Genomic DNA, 20489 nt, shown 5'->3' with positions numbered 1-20489 from the left:
CGGGAGCGGTTTCAAGAAATCAAAATATCTGCCGCTGAGAGTGTTCGTGGTGAAATGCCAGCACCGGAAGCGATGATGCTGGCGTTTATTAGATATCGCACTAGGCATTTGTTTGGAAAAGACAGGTGAGATTACGTTTCGACTTCCAGTGCCTCTGCGGTACCCAACTGGCGCTTAGCATCGACGAAATAATTCTTACCACCCCAAATTTCGCTACTGCCGATTACATAGACCCGTTCTTTGGCCCGTGTTAACGCCACATTTAAGATGTTTGGTGTGCTTGAGGCCCAATCGGCTGCGCCAGGCTTAGCCTTTGAAAGGCCCAATACCAGAATCACGTTGCGCTCTTCCTTGCCTTGAAAGGTATGTACCGTGCCAATGTGGGTCTTCAACCACGCCTTAAGCTCTTCCTTGCTTTTAAAACAGGGCGCTGAAAGCTGTTCTGAGAGGTATTTCTTTAGTCTGTTGGCCACTTCCTTGAAGGGGGAAATGATATAAAACTCAGGTGGCCGCAGCGGATTCTGTTGAATATGGTCCATTAATAAGTCGTAGACGGCGTCTGCTTGACTAGGCACAAAATGACGGCCATCTACCTCGCCTTCGATATCGATCCAAACACTGCCGTTTGGCCCTGAGGCAAGGTCGGAATTGCCGTGCAGCATTTTATCGTTATAGGCAATTTTATTGGCAATGCTGAACATTGGTTCCTGACAGCGGCGGTGCACGCGAAGTGGGCTACCGACCCAAAGTGAATCCGTAATTTGACGCGTGCCATACGGATTAACTCGGTCGGCAAGAATTTGCACAGATACTGTGGTAGGCGACCAATCGAGCCCTTCATCGCCCAGCGCTTTATTGGCCATGGCCTCGACCAACGGTGCCGGTACCGTAAATACTGGCTCGATCTGTAGTGGATCCCCGACAACCACGGCTCGTTTTGCGCGCCAAAGCGCACCCACCGCTTGCTGAGGAGTAGCTTGACCAGCCTCGTCGATGAAAAGCCAGCCAATATCACTCTCTTCAAGTATCTGAAACTGCCGCGCGACCGACGCAAAGGTGGAGGAAACGACCGGTACAAACATGAACAGCATCTGCCACAACGCCTTCGCTGTATCGCGATTTTCTACTTTGCTATTCAACATTGGCATTAACGACTTGATCGTGGGCCAAAGGTTGTTGCCTCCCGTATAGGTAGCAACCAACCAGGCTTCATGCAACTCAAATGCTCGTGCAGTCAGTTCGCTACGCGCTTTATTTAGCGCTTGGCCATGGCCAAACGATGTACGTTGTATATCTGGCGTCTCCAGGTTTATCTCCCTGTCGGGCAATAGCACATCGCTATATTTGTCGACCAATGAAGCATACGCTTGCTGCTCGTCATCAAATCTTAACTTCAGCGACTCCAGGCGCTGCTTACTGACCGCTGCCTGATGTTCAGCGCGGCTAAAACGTAATTCGATTTGCTTGATAGTAGAATGCTTTTTAGCGCGGGCGGCTATCGCCCAAAAGGGCAAGCGCTTAGCTCGCTTGTTGCTTAACCAAAGGGCTACACGAGCTGCGAATCTTTTGTGAACGTCAGCATGACGGCGTGAAATTTCAACCTGAGCCTTGAGTCGCTGAAGCTGCTGCAAACGTGCAAGCTCACTATGGATAGTCTGCACATGCTGTTCGGCTGCACTGAACGAACTCTGGGCGTCCTTAAACAGCTGTTTAGGGTTACACTTACTGGCTCGAGCATTTAGTGCCGGGATAAACGTCAAGTAACTTGATGCTGCATTTTTCGCTATGCAACCATCAATTTTTTTATAAAAAACGTGTTCGCCGAAACGTTTGCGATTTCTGTTGTTGCCTAGCGCTGTTGCTATCAGGCCCCAACATTCTTCTTCAGGCGCTAGAGGGAAGATATGTACCTGTCCGTTTTTTGTTTTGTGTTTGGCGGCTAGTTTCTGCGCGACAGGTTTCAGGTATTCCAGACTTTTAAATGACTCCCCTATCGCCTTTATTTGTGGCAGCTCTTGGGTGACATTCTCGACCGCCGCGTTATTGCTTGAGACCACCACCATCTCGAAGCCTGTCAACGCCGGAATCAGCGTTTTGATTTCCCTTTTTTCATCTTGAATGTAGGCGCAAATGGGTTTTCCAAATGCCGCTTCTGGAGAGGATAACGACGCTAGTATTTCAGCGCGCTTGACCACGTTGCGCGCCACCAGATCACGCAGCATGGTGGTCTTCCCGGTTCCTGGCGGACCGTTGACGGAATAAAGTCCTGTCTCTTTAAGCTCATGGTCGATGGTATTGATCGCAAACTGCTGCATCAGACTCATCGACTGCTTGTCTTCACCGGGCCAGCGGCCATTGGGTATGCGCTTAGGAGCCACCATCTCCATCAGCGCAGCTTGTCCCTCTGGCAGCAGCAAATCCGGTTGTTTCTCCCCATTGCCTTCTAAATAACGCGCCAGCGGCGAGCCCGGTGCAAGACCGGCGCTTTTTAGCGTGTTTATGACCCGCTCGATATCGCGGATGAAAAAGCTATTCAAAATGGCAATTTCATCGGAGGTATCGACTTCCTTATCCAGGTCGGGTTCTCGGGGTTCTTGCTGAATGATCGGGCCACGCACTTCCGACTGCAGCATTATTGGTAACTCAGTCGCGAGGAGGTGAAGCGATTCCGCCGTTAAGCAAGGTCGTTGCGCATGCTGCCAAGCCTCGATAGCCCTCTTGTCCTCCAGTTTGAACATTTGAACGTACATGGCAGGCGCGCCCGGTCGCTCGGTGGAGAACGACGTCCAATCGGCCATGGCTTTGAGCATCTCGATTAGCTCAAACGTGGTGAGCATCCTAGGTAGCCCATGCTCGCGTTTGACATTATCAGCCACGTTCACGATCGTTGTGAGCCGATCTCTGAATTGCTGTGTTGCTCCTTCGAACGCCTGCATGGTCATCGCATCTAGCCGCCCCTGTATGACCTCGCCCAACGCCCAGGGCGCCGTCGAGAACTTAAAGCTATCAGGTTGGATACGGCCATACTCGTCGACCATCACCGTCATTGAACAGGTTTGGCCTTCGTCAGCGTCACGCTCTTGCGGCCCATCAGCGCTTTCCGGATAGCATTCACGGGCAATACGAAATATCTCGCTGCGGTAAAACACCCCGAGATAAAGTTTGAACTTGTAGGGTGTGTCCGGGTTATGCGAACCGCGCGCCCGAGATAGCTGCGACCGATCAAGCCATGGTAAGCAAGCGGGCCTGTTTTCAAGATCATGCTGCGGGTACTTAATGACGCCATCATAACCTGCGCCCAGCTCTGTCAAATCCGGCGAGACAAAAAACTCGACCTTGTGCCAGAACGACAGTATGCGCTCGGCCTGCGTGGTTGAAGCTGTAGGGTGGGATGTCATGCCGTTGCCTTCTTCCTTGTACGTTTTACAGGCGCTTTCGCCGCCCGTTCTTCCTTAATACGTTTCAGCAGTGCTTCTGCGCTGTTCTTGCCGCTGGTTAGCTCGGGGTTCTCTTTACGCCACTGCTCGGTCAACTCGCCGCGAAACGCTTTAGCGAGGATGGATTGAGTGAGGTTATTCACCCGAGCCAGCGCCTGATTGACCTGCTGCTCAATGCGGTCGGCGTGAGCGAAGAGCTGGTCGACGCGGCGGACGATTTCGGTTTGTTCCTGCATTGGTGGAGTGGGAACCGGAATTTTCTTGAGGTCTTTCTGATTAATTTTGGGAAGTACCGAGCGACTTCCGGCATTTGATGCCCAGTCAGTGAAGAGAGAACTCAACATCCAACGATACAGGTAATTAGTTTCCAACTTACTACTGATTGGATACATGTCAGCACTACAAAGACCATCAAATGGTGCCACTGTGACCTTACATAGGTAGGGCCGAATTTTTGAATATAATATTTGGCCTCTATAAAACCGATGCTTTGAACTGGTGACGCCATCTATTGAAACTGTTTGATATTCTGATATAGAACCTGTTCCAGACTCTATATGATTCGGCGCAATGTGAATGGCCTCTGGGTCACTAGAAGGATCTACAAGATTGGAGGCAATATTCGCTACCTTTTCAAAACTTAGCCAAGTCCATTGGTCGGGAAGTGGCGCAAGTTCCCTATCACGAAATTCAGTTAAGCTCTTTATTGAAGGTTCAAGTAGTTCCAAATTCGAATTGTTACCACGCCACTCCTCCGTCAACCGCCCACTTACCGCTGCCGCGAGCACGGATTGACGAAAGCGTTTGAGGATCTCGGGAATGCGCTCAAGGCGGGCTTTGGTGTTTTCCACTTGGGCCAGCAGGGTGTCTAGCTTGTCGGCAATGGCTTTTTGTTCGGCGAGGGAAGGCAACAAAAACTCGAAGTTTTGAACATCTGATGACTTCGCTGCTGGGTAGAGGGCACCCTGGACGACACCGCTGATTTGATCGACGAATTCTTTTGAGCGAACCAACGCAAATATATAGCGGCTATCTACAAGGGTCGGCTTAATGACTTCAAACCCTGTAGACGCAATTTGTTTGTGATATTCTGGAGTGACCAGAGCCACAGCATTAAGGTTTGGTCTGGTGAGCGATACCAGAACATCACCATCTTCGATAATTTTCCTGGCCCTGCTAGGCGCTTCCCTCCCGTCGATCACTTGAGGGGCTGAGATCTTTTTTAGGCTCCTGTCGATGCTGCCTATATCAACATAGGTAAAGCTTTCATCAGATTCAGGTTTTCGCTGCATGCCTTTGATGGCGATGTCTGAGATTTTGGCTCGAATCCAGCCACTGGGTATTGTTTGGCTTGGCATTACTTAACCTCACCCATCATTTCTTTCAACAACATCCGCTGCCCATCCGCTTCTTCCTCAGCCCCCAATTCACGCATCAAGCTATCCAACTCACTCATCGCCTGCACCAGCTCGCTCATCGCTTCACCGGCCAGCACGCTGGGTTCGGGCAGGTCAGCGGCATCCACGCTGTCCTTGTCCTTGAGCCAGCTGATATCCAGCGAGTCGCCTTTGGTGTCGCGAATCCACTCGCGGCTGAAGCAGCGCCAGCGGGATTTGGCGAGGCGGTCGTCACTCACCCCCTGGTTTTCTTCCGAGGCCTCGGCATCGACGGCGATCTCGTCGGCGTTGAACGACCACTCGCCTTCCTGTCGCGGGCTCTGGCCGTTGGGGTCGTCGCCATACACTGCCTCGAACGGTTTCAAATGCTGCTCACCAAAAGGCGTGCGCTTGCCGAAGCTCGGCATATTGGTGCGCAGGTCATACACCCAGACGTTCTCGGTGCAGCCTTCTTCCTGATACTTGTCTGCCACGCTGCCTTTGGTGACCTTTCCTTTTGTAAAAAATAGCACGTTGGTCTTCACGCCCTGGGCGTAGAAGATACCGGTGGGCAGGCGGAGAATGGTGTGCAGGTTACATTTGTCCATCAGATCGCGGCGCACGTCGGTGCCCACGCCCGCTTCGAACAGCACGTTATCCGGCAGTACCACGGCAGCGCGGCCACCCGGCTTTAGATTGCGGTAAATATGCTGCAGAAAGGCAAGCTGCTTGTTGTTGGTTTTAAACGTCAGGTCGTCGCGGGTAATGCTGGCGTCGCCGCCTTTGCTGGTGCCGAAGGGCGGGTTGGCCAGTATCACATCGGCCTTTTTCAGGTGTATGCCCGCTTGGCCCAGGGCGTTGCCGAGATGCACCACGCCTTCGTCGTCGCCTTCCATGCCGTGTAGCAGGCAGTTCATAAGCGCCAAGCGGCGGGTGCCGGGCACCAGTTCAATGCCCACAAAGGCTTTGTTCTGTTGGAATATTTGCTGCTGGGCATCCAGGTCTGCCAAGTCGTCGGTGTGCTCTTTGATGTACTGATCGGCAGCGGTTAAAAAGCCCGCGGTGCCCGCTGCGGGGTCTTGAATAAGCTCGCCGGGCTGGGGCTTTAGGCAGCGCACCATGCTGTTGATCAGCGCCCGGGGCGTGAAGTATTGGCCCGCGCCGGATTTGGTTTCGTTGGCGTTCTTCTCCAACAGGCCTTCGTATAAATCGCCCAGGCCATCTTGCTGGGCGCTGAACCAATCGATTTGATCAAGTGCCACGACCATCTGTCTTAAGTGCCGCGGCTCCCGCAGGCGGGTTTGTGCATCGGCGTAAACCGCTGTTATCAATGGGTCGTTATGTATTTGATTACCTTGGCTGTCCTTACCCGTCGATAAAGCGAGCAAAATTCGTTTATACGTTTCGAGCAGGCTCTGACCATCTTTGTTGTTCAGATCTGTCCAGCGACACCCTTCCGGCAGCGGGTGCTTCTTCAGGGTGCCCGCTTCGGTATTCTCATGCACCATCTTGATAAACAGCAGCAGCACTAGCTCGGTGACGTAGTCGGAGTAGTTGATGCCGTCATCGCGCAGTACGTCACACAGATTCCAGAGTTTTTGAACGATGTCGTTATTGGTCATGAGGTTCCTAGGGTGATAAAAAGCGATTGAGACGCTGACATGAATAGAAAGGGCCGAAATCTTTGCACGTTACCGAGCACATGTTAAGAAAAGCTGGGTTTCTATACATGTGGCGGCTAGTTATAAAAATGAAATAGCCGCATCACGCACTTTTGGGCGGCCACATCGCTTCATTCAACTCCTCTAACACGCTGTCCAACTGCTCCCCAAGCACTTTATCCAGTTGCTTAGCGCCGCCTTGGAAGGCAGGGAGCTGGTTGACGGTGTCCCGGTCGAGAATCACTTCTTTGGTAAGCTGTTTGGCCAGCTTACCCAGCCACTTGCGTTGGTTGGGCGTCCAGTCGTGCTGGGTGTAGAGGAGATCCATGGCGTCAGCCACGCGCTGTTCAAATGGTTTTAACGGCTCGCCCAGGGCGGCGCGGCGGATATGGCCGATGATGCTGGCGGCAATATCCTGGTTGGTGTGGTTGCGCACGGCGCTTTGCAGATTGGCTTCCGAGTAGCCGTGGTTATCCAGCAGCACTTTAACGTCTTTTAACTGCTGGCGGGTAAGGTCGCGAGGCTGGTTAACCACCACGGCCAGGGCGGCGGATTGGTTGATCTGCTCTTTGATAAACGCATTGAAGCTATCCAGGTAATCTTCCGGGCGTTTATGAACGCCGTAGCTCTGGCTACGCTCGCGAATCTCATCGTCGTGGTCGGAAATCACTGGCATACGTTCGCTGCCCACCAGCTGTTTTACCTCGGCTAGCTGGTGTATCAAGCCGCTATGCTGGCGAAGAAACGCGGATGCCTGCCTTGGGCCCAGCTTATGTAAATGCTCGTGGAGCTTATTTGGCTCCACGCCCCATAGGCTATGTAGGTCATCAAGCTTTTGCTTTAGCGCGGGTTTGTTTTCTGCTTTGGTCTCGGCTTTGCGTAGTACACGCATTACTTTTTGGCTGAGCTGGCTGAGCACGACATCAGCCTGGCTTTCGCCCTGCTGTTCGCCGGGGCTATTTAGCGCATTTTCCAACTGGTGCTCATCGGTCAGCTCATCTACCAACTGCTCAAGGCTGATATTAGGGTCTCGCACCAGCGGCTTCATGGTGTTGACCTCCGCCAGGGCGGCGTAGATATCCACCGGGTCGTAGATGGTGAACACCGTTTTGCCAATCTCGTCACAGCGGCGGGTGGCGCGGCCAATCATCTGTTCAAAAAGAATCCGCGAGCGCACCTGACGCATAAATATCAAGTGGCAGATTTTTGGCACGTCGATACCGGTGGTGAGTAGATCCACGGTAATCGCAATATTGGGGTAGCGTTCGTTTTTATAGCGACGGATCAGTTGGTCGACCTTATCGCTTTTGCCGGTGATTTTAGCCACCGCTGCCTGGTGATAGTTGCCGTTATATTTTGCTTTAAAGGCATCATCCAATAGCCGTTTGACCATGTCAGCGTGAAGGTCGGTGGCGCAGAAAATCAGCGTTTTTTCATCGCCAAACGGATCTAGCTCTTCGGCCAGCTGCTCGCAGATCACGCGGTTGAAGTTTTCGTTGATGACCTGGCGATTGAAGGCGTCGACGTCAAAGCGCAGCTCGTCTTCAAGCTCAGTGGTATCGACTTCGCCGGTTTGGGTGTTGATGACCTCGATGGGCTTACCTTTCTCAAACAGGATGCCTTCTTGCGTCAACAGGGTTTCATATCGGATGGGCGGCTCATGGTCGATCAGCCAGTCGTCTGCCACCGCTTCTCGGTAAGAGTAGGTGTACACTGGTTTGCCGAAAATCTCGCTGGTGTGCTTGGCTGGGGTGGCGGTAAGCGCGATTTTGATTGCATCGAAGTAATCAAGCACCCGGCGATAGCTGGAGAGGTACTGGCTGGCGTCACGGGTGGCCAGCTCGCCTTCGGTCATTTCCTGATCTAGCGTGTAGCCGCGGTGGGCTTCGTCGATAATGATGCAGTCGAATTGATCAATCGGCGGTGGCTGGTCGCTCATGAAAATGCGCTTCACCATGGCCTGCACGGTGGCGACCTGCACGCGAGTTTCGGCTTCTGCTGCCATATCGCCCAGTTCTGCCACGTTGTAGATTTTGCTCAGGGTTTGGTTCTGCTCCAGTGGCGCTTCGTTGAAGGCATCAATCGCTTGGTCGCCAAGGGCGGTGCGGTCGACCAGAAACAGAATGCGGTGAAAACGCTCGGTTTTAAGAAACCGGTACATCAGGCCAATAATGGTGCGGGTTTTGCCGGTGCCGGTGGCCATGGCTAGCAGGGCAGAGCGGGTGCCGCGAGCCAATGCATGTTCAGTCGCCAGAATCGCCTTTTGCTGGTACTCCCTGAGCCGGAGGTAACCGAAAGGCTCTTGTTTGAGCAGCTTGTCGGCGTTTTCTCGATCGCGTTCCAGTAGATTTAATAGGCCGCCGGGAGTATGAAAGCGGGGTAAGGCGCGGCGGGTGTTGCTGGGTTCTCGTGTATCTCGAAACCAGGTGCCCGACTGTTCTGCCAGCTGTGGCAGGTAAGGGCGTCCGTTGCAGGAGTACACGAAAGGTACTTTAAAGTGCCCTTCATCATCCGCGGGCCATGCAATGGTTCGCCCGGCAAGCTCCCAGGCACCGACCATCGGTGGCTCAACGCTTAGGCCTTTGCTGTAGCGCTCGGATTGATCAATCTTGCCCGCTACATTGATGTTCTCTTTTTTAGCTTCGACCACGGCAATTGGCGTTAAGCCACAAAAAAGCACGTAGTCGGCTCGTTCCTTTGGGCCATTGGTTTGATGCACTGGCTGAGTAGGCCATTCAGCAATAGCGCGGTAGATACCTTTCTCGGGGCGAGCGCCTTTTTGATAGGTAATCTCTTGGCTGTCGGCTTCCCAGCCCGCTTCATTGAGCTGCTGATCAATCAGTATTCGCGTTAACTCTTCACTCAGCACTAATGTGTCGCTGGCGGCTTTGGTTTTACTGGCTACCTGCTGGCGCTGCTGATTAACGCTGCTTTCGCCCTGTGCGGTGAGTTGCGTTTGTAAGGCGCGAATTTTGGTTTCGTAAGCCTGTTGTTGCTGGGCTAGTGCCTGTTCGTGGCTGTGCGCCTGTTTTGCTAGGGCGCGGGATTCTTCATCCATGGCTAAGGCCAGCGCCTCGTATTCTTGCTTTTCTTGCTCGACCAGTTGGCTGAGCTGCTGGCTACTATCCAACGCTTTATTGGCGTGTTGAAGCTCGTGGCGGAGTTTTTCAATATCGGCCTGAAGCTGGCGCGACTGTGCGCTGGGGTCCGTGGGTGGCACAAAGGGACCAGGCTTGAAGGTGGTGCCTGCCTTGCTAAAGGAGCGGTGGAACCAGATGGCCAGTTCACGGGCAAGCTTCAGGCCATCCATGGCTTCTTTGTGGCGGGTGCGAAACTGATGAGTGGCTTTGTTACCCTCGATGCGCAGGGTGTGAAACAGTTCTTTGACCTGGGGCTCAAGGCGCAGCTCGCGATTTAAACGGTAGAGTAAGTCGGCTTGGCTGGTTTGGTTGTCAAACGCTACCCCGGACATCGCCGCCATATGCTGGGCGAGCGCTTCCCCCAACTGGCGCAACTTAATTAATGTGGTGTTAGGGTCGCTGGCAAAGGCGCGTTCGGCAGAGGCCGTTAGTTCGACAAATAGCGCATCATGCTCTGCTAAAAAGCCAAAGTTGCTGGGAGGATAGGGTGTTGTCATTACATTTACTCTCCACGTCTTGGCAGTTTGGCTTTGTCGCGAATGCTTTATTACAGCCCATACTAATAAAATAGAGTGTGCTTAGCTAAGTCTACTTTTGGGGATGGCGACAGTGGTGTTCGGTTTACGTTTTCGAATGCTAACGTTCACTCCTTGCTCAATTCCGACTGCTGAAGCTGTTCAACCGCCTTTGCGCGCTCGCGCTCTAACTCGCGCTTGAGTTCATCTTCAGAGGGCAGATACGGCAGGTACTTCGCCGCAAACAGCTGTTTTTGCTCGGCCAGCACTGAGTACTTCACGACCGCCTCGCTTTTTTCGCTGCATAGCACTAAGCCGATGGTGGGGTTATCGTCGCTGCCTTTGCGTTGCTCATCGTATAAGCGCACGTAGGTATCCATCTGGCCGATATCCTGATGCTTGAGCTTGCCGAGTTTTAGATCCACCAGCAAAAAGCACTTCAGTTTGAAGTTGTAAAACACCAAATCGATATAGAAATCTTCGTCGTCAAAGCGAATGCGCTGCTGGCGCTCCACAAAGGCAAAACCTTTACCCAGTTCCAGTAAAAACTGCTGCAGGTTACTGATAATGGCCTGTTCTAGCTGGCTTTCCTGATAGGTTTTATCCTGTAGGTTAAGGAAATCAAGAATGTAGGGATCACGCAGGTAATCTTTGGCGGTTTCCGCCAACGGTCGGGTGTTTTGTTGAGCTTCAGCTTCTACCAGTGATTTGTCTTGACTGGCCAGGAGGCGCTCGTAGTAGAGGGTATTAATCTGGCGTTCTAGAGCTCTCGCACTCCAGCTTTGGTTGATGGCTTCTTGCAAATACCCGTCGCGGGCTTGGGCATTTTCTATTCGCAGCAGGGTGCGATAGTGAGTCCAGCTCAATTCGGTACCCACTGCGTTCCGTTTTGGAAAGCTTTGATAAAACTGGCGCATATTGCGTAGATTGCGAACATCAAAGCCTTTACCCAGCCGCTCGGTGAGCTGTTGCGAAAGCTGCTGGAGCTGCTGTTTGCCGTATTCGGCGCGGCTACTGCCTTGCTGCTCATGCTCGACAATCAGACGGCCTATTTCCCAGTAGCTTTGTACCATGGCCGTATTTACGGCTTAGCGCACCTCCAGTTTTTGTTGGAGAACGGAGGGTTGGCGACGGCGAAATCGAAGGGTTTCAACTGGCCGTTAGTGTCCTTCCACTGAGGGGCACTCAGCGTGCTGTCTTGCGCACATAGTCTTTGTACTGGCTGGCATCCATACCGCCGCGCAGTTCATCGCAGCTTGCCCAAAGGGATGAGTAGAGCTCGTTCTTCTTAATGGCCATTTGGGATCCTTACATTACTGGCATGACTGCGCCGAACTAGCAGCCACACGCTGAAAAATATCGTGTACTTTGCAATCAAACAGCACATAAAGCTAATGGGGTGCATCAGTATCAGCTTGGTGCTTCGAAAATTGGTGCTGATTATAACTTTTTGGGCGAGCGATAACGCTTGTATGCGGGACGTATTCCTCGCCATTTATCTTCTTTAAACAGTCATCGTTAACTGAGTAAAAGCTCCTTGTTCTCTTGCCACGCTTGATTCAATCGCTGGGTGATCAGCTCAATCGTGCTGGCTTTCACACCAAGGTCTTTGGCCACGGTTGGGAAAGTGCTCATAACGTCTACGATCTCATGAACATACGGCTGAGCCTGTTTCCAGTTGGCAAAGCCTGCATGTCTAGCTAGCTGCTGAATGGCTTTTAGAGGCGGCTGCTTACCGTAGCCTATGTAAGCAGTCGCGTGTTCTGCATAAGGGTGAGGGCTAAACGTTACGTCATAGAAAGGCGCTGGTTTCCATTCGCCTCGGTCGTCCTGCAAAAACGCCCAATTTTTACTGTGGTCATCCTGATTGCAGGCAAACAGGTTAAACAGGGCGCGTCGGAACTGAAGTTGGCCGACGGCGGGGGATTTACACAGCTGGCGGCTGGCTTTGATAAGGTCGGCGTAATCAAGACTAGGAGTTCGAAAGTCGGCATCCAGCAGACCACAGGCGCTATGCATATGCAGACGCCCTGCTGTCTTTGTGTGATTGACCCAATCGAACCGTTTGATAGCAAGCCAAGCGCGTTCCCCCTGAGTCGTTGGTATGCGTAACAACTGCCATTCCGGCGTCTCAAGACCTGCCTTTTTAGCCAACTCCAGGTATACCGCTTCGCATAGGCCTTCTTCGTGACCCAGAGGCAAATGTTGGGAGGTAAACTTGACCAGCCAAGCGTCATCCTCTGGCCGGGCCTTGGTTCGGCACTCGCTGAATTGGCCTGGAGGCATAAAAAGCTGTGCTTTTGGCCTTGCCCCACCGGAGCTACCCGCTGCGACTAGAGCGCTTAGTACGTCTTCGGTTTGCCCATCAAAAACGGCTTGTGCTTGGAGCCCGAGTGTCGCTAGGTGTTCATTATCGCTTTGTGTCGGCGCAGCATCTGATGTTGGTTCAAAGGCCAGTGCGCCCATGCCGCGCTGGCCAACAAATGCCAGTCGATCCATCGCCGTAAGCTGCATAGGCGCTATACCATGCTGACGGAATACCCGGTCTTGTAGCAGCAGTCCCCACCCATCGGGTAAACAGTCGCCAAATACGCCGTGCAGCCCTTGATGCGGTTTTTTAGGGGCGGGCTGAAGCGCTAGGCCGTGCTGTAACGTAAAGGGCGATAGGTTGCCATGTCGTTCCTCATAGCCTTTCGCGTACTGAAAAAATACCCCCTGGCGGTTTTGCGCTAATACGCCCGCAGCAACCTGTTCCCCGGTTGATAGCGTGCGGGTCACGTTCAGCCGTTGCGTGGGTTTAAAGGCCATCTTTGAGCACCTCTTCGATAGAGGAAGGTGTCTTTGCGTTTAATGGGTCTTGTTGGGTCAGCGCATATAGCCGTGCCAAGTCGTCTAGGCTTTGCCATAGCAACAGCAGTTGGCGAAACGATATTTGCCCGGTGAGCTCAAATTTTTTGATCGTGGGGGCGGGAACGTTGCTGCGCTCCGCCAGCGCCGCGCGGGATAACTTGGCCTGTTCACGTAAGTGGCGCAGGTGAGTCGCAAAGGCTTGCTGGACATCGGTATCATCTAACAGCAGAAAACGGTGCATAAGCTATGCATTCCTACAAAGGATATTACTGTGCCCATTTTAGCTTTTTTAGGCCTATTTTGGATACTACCGTATCTGGTTTTCTGTTTGTTACTTATCGAACCGCGGCCTGCTGCAGAAGTTATTCAAGTGCGTAAAGCCTGCTGGTAGCCTATTTCCTATTTTCACAACCTACCCGACTAATTCGCTTACAGGCCTAGCAATTCTCCAACTGGCAAGTGACTGGTCGCTTTCATTTCGCGCAGCGAGAGGTTGGAGCGGATACTCGACACGCCGGGCAGTTTACGCAGCACCGTTTCGACGAAGTGGCTGTAGTCGTCCAGGTTTTTGGCGACCACTTGCAGTAAGAAATCGGCTTCGCCGGTGGTGTTGTGGCAGCTCAGTACCTGGGAGCTGGCCTGGATAATGCGTTCAAACTCCGCAGTGGCCGCCTCGCTGTGCTGGGTGCAGGTGATCTGCACAAACGCCATCACGCTGGCGCCGATTTTGCGGCGATTGAGGATGGCCTGGTAGCCTTCGATCACTCCTAGTTCTTCCAGACGTTTGTGGCGTCGCCAGCAGGTGGCTTCGCTCAGGTGCAGCTGCTCGGCCAGTCGCGCGTTAGGTATTCTGCCGTCGGACTGGAGTAACTCTGCTAGTTTGGCATCCTTTTTATCCAATACGCTCATGCTGAAAGTCTCTTTCTCATCATCACTATAAAGAGAAAGAGTGCTTCATATTGATCAGCGTTGTCCATGATATGGAAAGCTCATTTCAGGCCAGACTCGTTATAGTCACTTTAGCGAATCATCCACCTAGACGTTCAGGAGTGGCCCATGAAAGCCGTTGTTTTTGAGCAATTTTCCGCCCCACCACAGATCCTACAACTGCCTGATCCCACCCCCGAGCCGCATGGGGTTGTGGTGAAAGTGATGGCGACAGGCGTTTGCCGTAGTGACTGGCATGGCTGGGTAGGACATGACACTGATATTCAACTTCCCCATGTGCCGGGGCATGAGCTTTCCGGTGTTGTCGAGGCCGTTGGTAAAGATGTAAAAAAATGGCGCATTGGCGACCGCGTCACGGTTCCCTTCGTTAGCGGATGCGGCACTTGCCCTGAGTGCCACTCAGGCAACCACCAGGTGTGCGATAGCCAGTTTCAACCGGGTTTCACGCACTGGGGCTCCTTTGCTGAGTATGTGAGTATTCACTATGCCGATGTCAATTTGGTCGCGCTGCCAGAGACATTGGATTTTGCAACGGCGGCGAGCTTGGGATGTCGGTTCGTTACCTCTTTTCGGGCAGTGGTTGATCAGGGCAAAACAGCGGCAGGGCAGTGGGTGGCCGTCCACGGTTGCGGCGGGGTTGGCCTCTCTGCCGTCATGATTGCCAACGCCGTCGGCGCCAATGTGGTGGCCATCGATATTTCGGAAGAGGCGCTTCACCTAGCTCGTCAATTGGGCGCCGTTGCCACTGTCAATGCTGCCAAGGTTGCCGATGTGGTTGAGGCAGTGGCAGAAATAACCCAGGGAGGTGCTCATGTCTCTCTGGATGCGTTAGGCCACCCGACGACCTGTTTTAACTCCATCAGCAATCTGCGCAAACGCGGCAAGCATATTCAGGTTGGGTTGATGTTGGCTGAGAACAGCACACCTGCTATTCCCATGAGTAAGGTTATTGCCCACGAGCTTGAAATACTGGGCAGCCATGGCATGCAGGCGCACCGTTATGACGCCATGCTGGCGATGATCCAGTCTGGAAAGTTGGCGCCTGAAAGGCTGATCGGCAAGCGTATTACTCTTGAGCAATCGATTGGCGCGCTGATGAACATGGATAAGTTCGAAGGGGCAGGCGTGACGGTGGTGACGGAATTTTGATAAAGCGGGCTGCAGCGTTGTTGCCGATTATAAATTGAAGGGTTAGGTAACACTGATGCTTCTAGTATCGAAAGCGTTGCATTTGCGCTACTCTCGATGTGGGGTGGGCGACAGGTTCACTGTTTGGTTGGACACCCCCATGCGCATCTTGCGAACTCTCAGTTGCACGTCTCTCGCTGGTATTCTCGGCATATTGCCTATCACTGCTTACCCAAACGGATCAATTCCAGCGCAACCTTAACGCTCTTTTTTGTATTCTTACTTCTGCTAATCACTCGCGCGTGGCGCTCTGTGAATGATGAATACTGTCCGGTTAAACGTTAAGCATTAAAGAAACACTTTTTATCTGTTTAATTGATTCATGATTTTTTAGCACATAATGACTGATGTGATGATTGTTTCTTATTGTTTATTTTAATATCGGCGGTGATATTTGATTGCCCATTTTTAGAGGCTGTTATATAAAAGCCTGTCTTTTCTTTAGGTGCTTGTTTGAATGATTTTTTACGCTAATTTGCTGTAAGAAAAATTAACAATGCGCCTAGTGTTTAAGGCCTGGTTTTTAAGACCTAGTGTTTAAGAACTAGTTTCTCTCTTTAAGTTAATTAAAAAATGGCGTGCACTGAGTGCACGCATTACTGCGTACACATCAATAAGCGTCTTTATGGGTGCTTAACTCGCTGGCGCAGTATTCCCAATGATGCTTGGTCATTAGAGGAGTAGGGATATGAAAAAGTACGTAGCAGAGTTAATTGGTACGTTCTGGCTAGTATTGGGCGGTTGTGGCAGCGCGGTGTTAGCTGCGGCTTTTCCAGAAGTCGGCATTGGCCTATTAGGGGTGTCGCTGGCCTTTGGTTTAACGGTTGTTACGATGGCGTATGCGATTGGGCATATTTCGGGGTGCCATTTAAATCCTGCGGTGTCGATTGGGCTTTGGGTGGGTGGGCGCTTTCCTGCTAAAGAGTTGCCTTACTATATTGGTGCGCAAGTACTGGGTGCCGTTGTTGCCGGTGGCGTGCTGTATCTGATTGCGAGTGGCCAAGCAGGGTTTGATGTGTCGGCTGGGTTTGCATCGAATGGGTACGGAGAGCATTCACCCGGCGGTTATAGCATGACGGCGGCGTTACTAACGGAAGTCGTAATGACCATGATGTTTATCTTCATCATTATGGGGGCAACCGATGGTCGCGCACCTGCAGGATTTGCACCGTTGGTGATTGGCTTGGGCTTAACGCTAATTCACCTGATCAGTATTCCGGTGACCAATACCTCGGTGAATCCAGCGCGTAGTACGGGCGTTGCTCTATATGTAGGAGATTGGGCGACGGCTCAGCTGTGGCTGTTCTGGATAGCACCAATGATCGGCGCAGCGTTAGGGGCACTAGCGTATCGCTTTATTGCTCAGCCTGAGGCACTCATAGCGCCGCCATCGCCTTCTGATCACGACGATGATCTAACGGGTAAGATCGTCCCTTAAAGCGGCTCTCCACGATAGTAGTGCCATAAAAATAGCGAACCCACGCTACGCCAGGGGGCCCAGTGTTCAACTAACTGGCGAGCCTGTTTAGGCGTGGGTTTGTCTTCCAGTTTTTTTAGACGGCCAAGCGCTACACGTAAGGCAAGGTCGTCGGCGGGAAATATATCCGCGCGCTGGAGCGAAAACATCAGGTAAATTTCGGCGCTCCAACGTCCAAAACCACGCAGTTGAGTAATAGCGGCAATCGCCTCGTCATCGCTCAGCGTGGTTAACCCATCGGCGCTGAATGTGCCTGAAAGCTCTGCCTCCGCTAGCCCTTTGGCATAGGCTACTTTGCGCCAGGAAAGCCCTGCATCACGCAGCGCTTGGTCTTCAACGTCCATCACTGCTTGCGCGTGCAATTCCGGTAGCAATGAAGTGACACGGCCCATAATTGCGCGCGCTGCTTCCGTCGAAATCTGCTGGCTAACAATCGTATTAAAAAACGTTGCGAAGCCTTGATCGCGTTGGCGCGGCGCGGGTGCTCCCACCAGTGGATAAGCACGGGCAATATCGGAGTCTGCTTTAGCCAGTGCCTCCATGGCGTACTCGATAGTCTCTAGTGTCATGAACATTTCACCTGCTTATAAGTTTAAAAACACACTAACAAAATTAGGATATTAGCGTTGTAATCCGTCGGAATTGTCTCGTTCGCTGGCTAACTTTTTTGGTGTTGCGTATTTCTACTTTTGTCTAATCCTGCGATCATTTGCAGCTATACAAGACCGTTTTGTTGAGCAGGTGTTGAATGCGCCTGGGGGAGAAAAGTATGCAGGCGTCGTCATCGGGATTGGCACGTAACCCGCGGCTGGCAGAAGTCGTGTTGGCGTTAGGCGGGTTTGGTATTGGCACCAGCGAATTCGTCATTATGGGGTTAATGAACCGTGTTGCGGAAGATCTCGCCGTTACGGTGCCTCAGGTGGGCTATGCCATCAGTAGTTATGCCCTGGGTGTAGTTGTGGGCGCGCCGCTGATATCTGCCTTTGCAGCGCGGGTACCAAAGCGTGCGTTGCTGATTGTGCTGATGCTGGTATTTGCTATCGGTAATATCGCCAGTGCCATGGCGCCGGGGTTTTGGTCATTTGTTGGACTGCGCTTTATTGCCGGGTTACCCCACGGTGCTTACTTTGGCGTAGCCGCTTTGGTAGCGGCTGGCGCAGTGCCGGTTGATCAGCGGGCACGGGCTATTTCTCGGGTAATGATGGGCTTGACGTTGGCGATTCTGATTGGCGCGCCGTTAGGCACGTGGACAGGCAATTTATTTGGCTGGCAAATTGCCTTTGCAGCCGTAGGCATTATTGCCCTGTTGACCGCGCTATTGATTCGTCTGTGGGTACCTGTACAGCCGTTCGATGCTTTGGCAAGCCCGCTACGTGAACTGTCGGCATTGTTAAAGCAGCGTGTGCTGGTGACGGTGGCTATTGCCTGTATTGGTTGTGGCGGTATGTTCGCTATTTTTAGTTATGTGATGCCTACGCTTACGCAGCAAGCGGGTATGAGTGAAGCGCTGGGGCCGCTAGTGCTGGTCATCTTTGGTCTTGGCTCTATCGCTGGGAATTTGATCGGTGGTCGTGCAGCGGACAAGAACCTGATGCGCGCGATTCCCGCTACCCTGGTGTGGTGCGCTGTGATTCAGGGATTGTTCTATTTTGCTGCCAATAATGTTTGGACGGGGCTGTTATTTGTAGGATTAGTCGGTTCCAGCATGGCGCTAGCGCCAGCGCTGCAGACTCGTTTAATGGATGTGGCAGAAGATGCCCAAACGATGGCGGCTTCGCTAAACCATGCCGCTTTTAATGGAGCCAATGCGTTAGGGGCGTGGTTAGCGGGGCTGGTGATTAGCGCAGGTTTTAGTTGGTCGAGCACAGGGTTAGTCGGTACCGGTTTAGCGCTATGCGGGCTAGTGATTTTTGCTTGGGGCCGCTGGCTTGAGAAGCGCACTTTCGCTACGGCTGAACGTTATCAGTGAGTGTTTACTAACGACATAGCCGAAAGCCGCGCATGCCTAGGTGAAAATGATCAGCATGTGCGGCGTTGTAGTCTGGCCCCAATACGTTGCCAAAGGTGTCGCAGGCGCCATCTCTCGCTGCTGTTAAAAACGCCCCAGTTTTGCCTCCGTTATCCCAGTGGTTGCTTAGTGTAACGCGTTGGCCATTTTCAAACTGAAACCCCACCACATCGAGAGCCTCAGCGGTGGCATGTTCACTGCGCCTACCCGTTTCGCGGCCATAAATATTACGGCAGGCAAAGCTGCCTACGTGATCGACTTGGGCCACACGGCTACCCATGATTTCCAGGGCAGCAGGTTGAAGGGCATGGCGTTCGAACATTACCCAGGCAAGCGCCATTGGGCAGCTAGCGACAAAGCTTTGGCTAAAACGAACGCTGCTAGATTGCATACGCACGATATTCGTCAGTGGGCAGCTAGCGGTTGGGGAATAATCGGCTAAAGGTGTGTAGCTAAGTTCGCTTTTTTGCACGGTGTCCAGTGCGGCTAAACAGGCCTCCCGGTCATCGTTTAGACGTTTGAGCTTTAGCTGGGTGATGGGCGTTATTGGATCATCGATAGAGAGTGGTGCCCAGGGGGCCCAATGGCGGGGAATCTCAATCAAGCCTTTTTGCAAGGCTACGCCCAGGGCAATTAAGCATAAAATAATGATCGTGCTGCGCATAACAACCTCCTTGGGACTGCGCCGAAACGCTACAGTCCATAGCATAGGTGTGCGATACTGCGCGCTACTTTATTTGCAGAACCTTATTCGCAGTGCTTGATAAACAGTACAACGTATTGTCGTTATGCTGTTTATCTTCATCAACGATCTTTCGCTGACTATCATTTCGCTATCTATCTTTTGCTAACTATCTTTCGCTAATTAGGGAAGCGCTTCATGTCCCAGGGTACGCTTTTTATTATTTCTGCCCCGTCGGGTGCTGGTAAAACCAGCTTGGTCCGCGAGCTGATCGAGAGCCTGGATGGCATTCAGGTCTCGGTATCACATACCACGCGAGCTAAACGCGAGGGGGAAGTGGATGGTGTGAACTATCACTTTACTCACGTAGCCGACTTTGAAGCGATGATTGAGCGCGGTGAGTTCTTTGAGTATGCCAAAGTCTTTGATAATTACTACGGTACGTCTCGCTGTGCGGCGCAAGCTGTTCTGGATGCGGGGCAAGACGTTATTTTAGAGATCGACTGGCAGGGCGCTCAGCAGGTACGAGCGCAAATGCCCTCGGCAGTGTCGATTTTTATCTTGCCACCCTCGCGTAGCGAACTAGAACGGCGCCTTTCTAGCCGCGGAACCGATGAGCACGCAGTGATTGCTCGGCGTATGCGTGATGCTGTTAGCGAAATGTCCCATTTTGATGAATATGACTACTTAGTCATCAACGATGATTTCACCACAGCGCTGCAAGAGTTGCAGTCGCTGGTGATCAGTCGCCGCCTAACACGTGAGGCGATGCAGGTGCGTCATGCGCCACTACTCGATGCGCTCTTGTCACAAGCGCCTAGCGTCGAGTAATCTAGCAGATTCCATTACCACTTTTTTTGCTGGGCCAGCGGCGTTTCACCACAACGCTGGCCCAGCGTTGTCATTACAGGAAGGCCCCCATGGCTCGCGTAACCGTTGAAGATTGTCTAGAAAATGTTGAGAACCGCTTCAAGCTGGTGATGATTTCTACCCAGCGCGCGCGCCAGCTTGCCCGTGGCTCCCGTGAAGCGCAGCTGCCCTGGGAGAACGATAAGCCTACCGTTATGGCTCTGCGTGAAATAGCCGCCGGCCTGGTCGATCACAGCGTGCTAGATGAGCCGGTTGAAGCCCCGGTTCGTACGCGCCCAGCAATGACGCCTACGACACATATAGACGACTAAGGTTTACTAAAGACTGGACTTAGAAG

The 20489-nt window shown here is 52.5% G+C and carries 15 protein-coding genes; 5 read left to right on the top strand and 10 right to left on the bottom strand.

Translation table 11 applies throughout. The annotated features are described in order from the left end of the window. Positions 1-131: 131 nt before the first annotated feature. The 8 genes from IR195_RS20125 to IR195_RS20080 form a co-directional block, all read right to left on the bottom strand. Positions 132-3398, bottom strand: coding sequence for a DEAD/DEAH box helicase (locus IR195_RS20125; RefSeq protein ID WP_206048446.1), 3267 nt, complete (start codon positions 3396-3398; stop codon positions 132-134). Beyond that, entirely contained in the window at positions 3395-4795 is a 1401-nt protein-coding gene (locus IR195_RS20120; RefSeq protein ID WP_241006773.1) for a restriction endonuclease subunit S, read from the bottom strand. Before IR195_RS20120 ends, IR195_RS20125 begins: the two co-directional genes overlap by 4 nt. Beyond that, a complete protein-coding gene (locus IR195_RS20115; RefSeq protein WP_206048445.1) occupies positions 4795-6435 on the bottom strand; it encodes a class I SAM-dependent DNA methyltransferase in 1641 nt (546 codons plus the stop codon). Before IR195_RS20115 ends, IR195_RS20120 begins: the two co-directional genes overlap by 1 nt. A gap of 142 nt (positions 6436-6577) precedes the next feature. Then, positions 6578-10111, bottom strand: a complete 3534-nt coding sequence (gene hsdR, locus IR195_RS20110; RefSeq protein ID WP_206048444.1) for a type I restriction-modification system endonuclease — start codon at positions 10109-10111, stop codon at positions 6578-6580. A gap of 146 nt (positions 10112-10257) precedes the next feature. Then, positions 10258-11202: a PDDEXK nuclease domain-containing protein gene (locus IR195_RS20105; protein WP_206048443.1), complete on the bottom strand. Its 945-nt coding sequence runs from the start codon at positions 11200-11202 to the stop codon at positions 10258-10260. Between the two features lie 445 nt (positions 11203-11647). Then, positions 11648-12937, bottom strand: coding sequence for a type II toxin-antitoxin system HipA family toxin (locus tag IR195_RS20090; RefSeq protein WP_206048442.1), 1290 nt, complete (start codon positions 12935-12937; stop codon positions 11648-11650). Beyond that, a complete protein-coding gene (locus IR195_RS20085) occupies positions 12927-13220 on the bottom strand; it encodes a helix-turn-helix domain-containing protein (RefSeq protein WP_206048441.1) in 294 nt (97 codons plus the stop codon). Before IR195_RS20085 ends, IR195_RS20090 begins: the two co-directional genes overlap by 11 nt. Positions 13221-13408: 188 nt before the next feature. Beyond that, positions 13409-13888 carry an Lrp/AsnC family transcriptional regulator gene (locus IR195_RS20080; RefSeq protein WP_206048440.1) on the bottom strand — a complete coding sequence of 160 codons (480 nt, stop codon included), beginning with the start codon at positions 13886-13888 and terminating at the stop codon, positions 13409-13411. A 147-nt stretch (positions 13889-14035) separates the two neighbouring features. Here IR195_RS20080 and IR195_RS20075 point away from each other — a divergent pair, with 147 nt between their 5' ends. Then, positions 14036-15076, top strand: a complete 1041-nt coding sequence (locus tag IR195_RS20075) for a zinc-dependent alcohol dehydrogenase family protein (RefSeq protein ID WP_206048439.1) — start codon at positions 14036-14038, stop codon at positions 15074-15076. 727 nt (positions 15077-15803) lie between these two features. After that, a complete protein-coding gene (aqpZ, locus tag IR195_RS20070; protein WP_206048438.1) occupies positions 15804-16553 on the top strand; it encodes an aquaporin Z in 750 nt (249 codons plus the stop codon). On the opposite strand, the gene IR195_RS20065 is transcribed toward aqpZ, so the two are convergent. Beyond that, positions 16550-17161 carry a DNA-3-methyladenine glycosylase family protein gene (locus tag IR195_RS20065; RefSeq protein WP_206048437.1) on the bottom strand — a complete coding sequence of 204 codons (612 nt, stop codon included), beginning with the start codon at positions 17159-17161 and terminating at the stop codon, positions 16550-16552. The two genes, aqpZ and IR195_RS20065, sit on opposite strands and share 4 nt — an antisense overlap. A 200-nt stretch (positions 17162-17361) precedes the next feature. Between IR195_RS20065 and IR195_RS20060 the strand changes: the two genes are divergently transcribed. Further along, entirely contained in the window at positions 17362-18561 is a 1200-nt protein-coding gene (locus IR195_RS20060; RefSeq protein ID WP_206048436.1) for an MFS transporter, read from the top strand. 7 nt (positions 18562-18568) lie between these two features. On the opposite strand, the gene IR195_RS20055 is transcribed toward IR195_RS20060, so the two are convergent. Further along, entirely contained in the window at positions 18569-19264 is a 696-nt protein-coding gene (locus IR195_RS20055; protein ID WP_206048435.1) for an extensin-like domain-containing protein, read from the bottom strand. A gap of 216 nt (positions 19265-19480) precedes the next feature. On the opposite strand from IR195_RS20055, the gene gmk reads away from it, so the two are divergent. Next, complete coding sequence (gmk, locus tag IR195_RS20050; protein WP_125753194.1) at positions 19481-20113, top strand: guanylate kinase; 633 nt, start codon at positions 19481-19483, stop codon at positions 20111-20113. An 89-nt stretch (positions 20114-20202) separates the two neighbouring features. After that, a complete protein-coding gene (gene rpoZ / locus IR195_RS20045) occupies positions 20203-20463 on the top strand; it encodes a DNA-directed RNA polymerase subunit omega (RefSeq protein ID WP_125753191.1) in 261 nt (86 codons plus the stop codon). Positions 20464-20489 lie beyond the last annotated feature (26 nt).

The sequence above is a fragment of the Vreelandella venusta genome, from assembly GCF_015689495.1.
Lineage (GTDB): Bacteria > Pseudomonadota > Gammaproteobacteria > Pseudomonadales > Halomonadaceae > Vreelandella > Vreelandella venusta.
The sequence above is the reverse complement of the archived record's forward strand: the minus strand, read 5'-3'. Positions and strand labels throughout refer to the sequence as shown.

What these genes read in the sequence shown, in the direction of transcription:
- IR195_RS20090 (WP_206048442.1), bottom strand. Translation starts at nt 12,937, where the DNA reads ATGGCCTTTAAACCCACGCAACGGCTGAACGTGACCCGCACGCTATCA.
- rpoZ (WP_125753191.1), top strand. Translation starts at nt 20,203, where the DNA reads ATGGCTCGCGTAACCGTTGAAGATTGTCTAGAAAATGTTGAGAACCGC.
- gmk (WP_125753194.1), top strand. Translation starts at nt 19,481, where the DNA reads ATGTCCCAGGGTACGCTTTTTATTATTTCTGCCCCGTCGGGTGCTGGT.
- IR195_RS20105 (WP_206048443.1), bottom strand. Translation starts at nt 11,202, where the DNA reads ATGGTACAAAGCTACTGGGAAATAGGCCGTCTGATTGTCGAGCATGAG.
- hsdR (WP_206048444.1), bottom strand. Translation starts at nt 10,111, where the DNA reads ATGACAACACCCTATCCTCCCAGCAACTTTGGCTTTTTAGCAGAGCAT.
- IR195_RS20120 (WP_241006773.1), bottom strand. Translation starts at nt 4,795, where the DNA reads ATGCCAAGCCAAACAATACCCAGTGGCTGGATTCGAGCCAAAATCTCA.
- IR195_RS20085 (WP_206048441.1), bottom strand. Translation starts at nt 13,220, where the DNA reads ATGCACCGTTTTCTGCTGTTAGATGATACCGATGTCCAGCAAGCCTTT.
- IR195_RS20125 (WP_206048446.1), bottom strand. Translation starts at nt 3,398, where the DNA reads ATGACATCCCACCCTACAGCTTCAACCACGCAGGCCGAGCGCATACTG.
- aqpZ (WP_206048438.1), top strand. Translation starts at nt 15,804, where the DNA reads ATGAAAAAGTACGTAGCAGAGTTAATTGGTACGTTCTGGCTAGTATTG.
- IR195_RS20115 (WP_206048445.1), bottom strand. Translation starts at nt 6,435, where the DNA reads ATGACCAATAACGACATCGTTCAAAAACTCTGGAATCTGTGTGACGTA.
- IR195_RS20065 (WP_206048437.1), bottom strand. Translation starts at nt 17,161, where the DNA reads ATGACACTAGAGACTATCGAGTACGCCATGGAGGCACTGGCTAAAGCA.
- IR195_RS20075 (WP_206048439.1), top strand. Translation starts at nt 14,036, where the DNA reads ATGAAAGCCGTTGTTTTTGAGCAATTTTCCGCCCCACCACAGATCCTA.
- IR195_RS20080 (WP_206048440.1), bottom strand. Translation starts at nt 13,888, where the DNA reads ATGAGCGTATTGGATAAAAAGGATGCCAAACTAGCAGAGTTACTCCAG.
- IR195_RS20055 (WP_206048435.1), bottom strand. Translation starts at nt 19,264, where the DNA reads ATGCGCAGCACGATCATTATTTTATGCTTAATTGCCCTGGGCGTAGCC.
- IR195_RS20060 (WP_206048436.1), top strand. Translation starts at nt 17,362, where the DNA reads ATGCAGGCGTCGTCATCGGGATTGGCACGTAACCCGCGGCTGGCAGAA.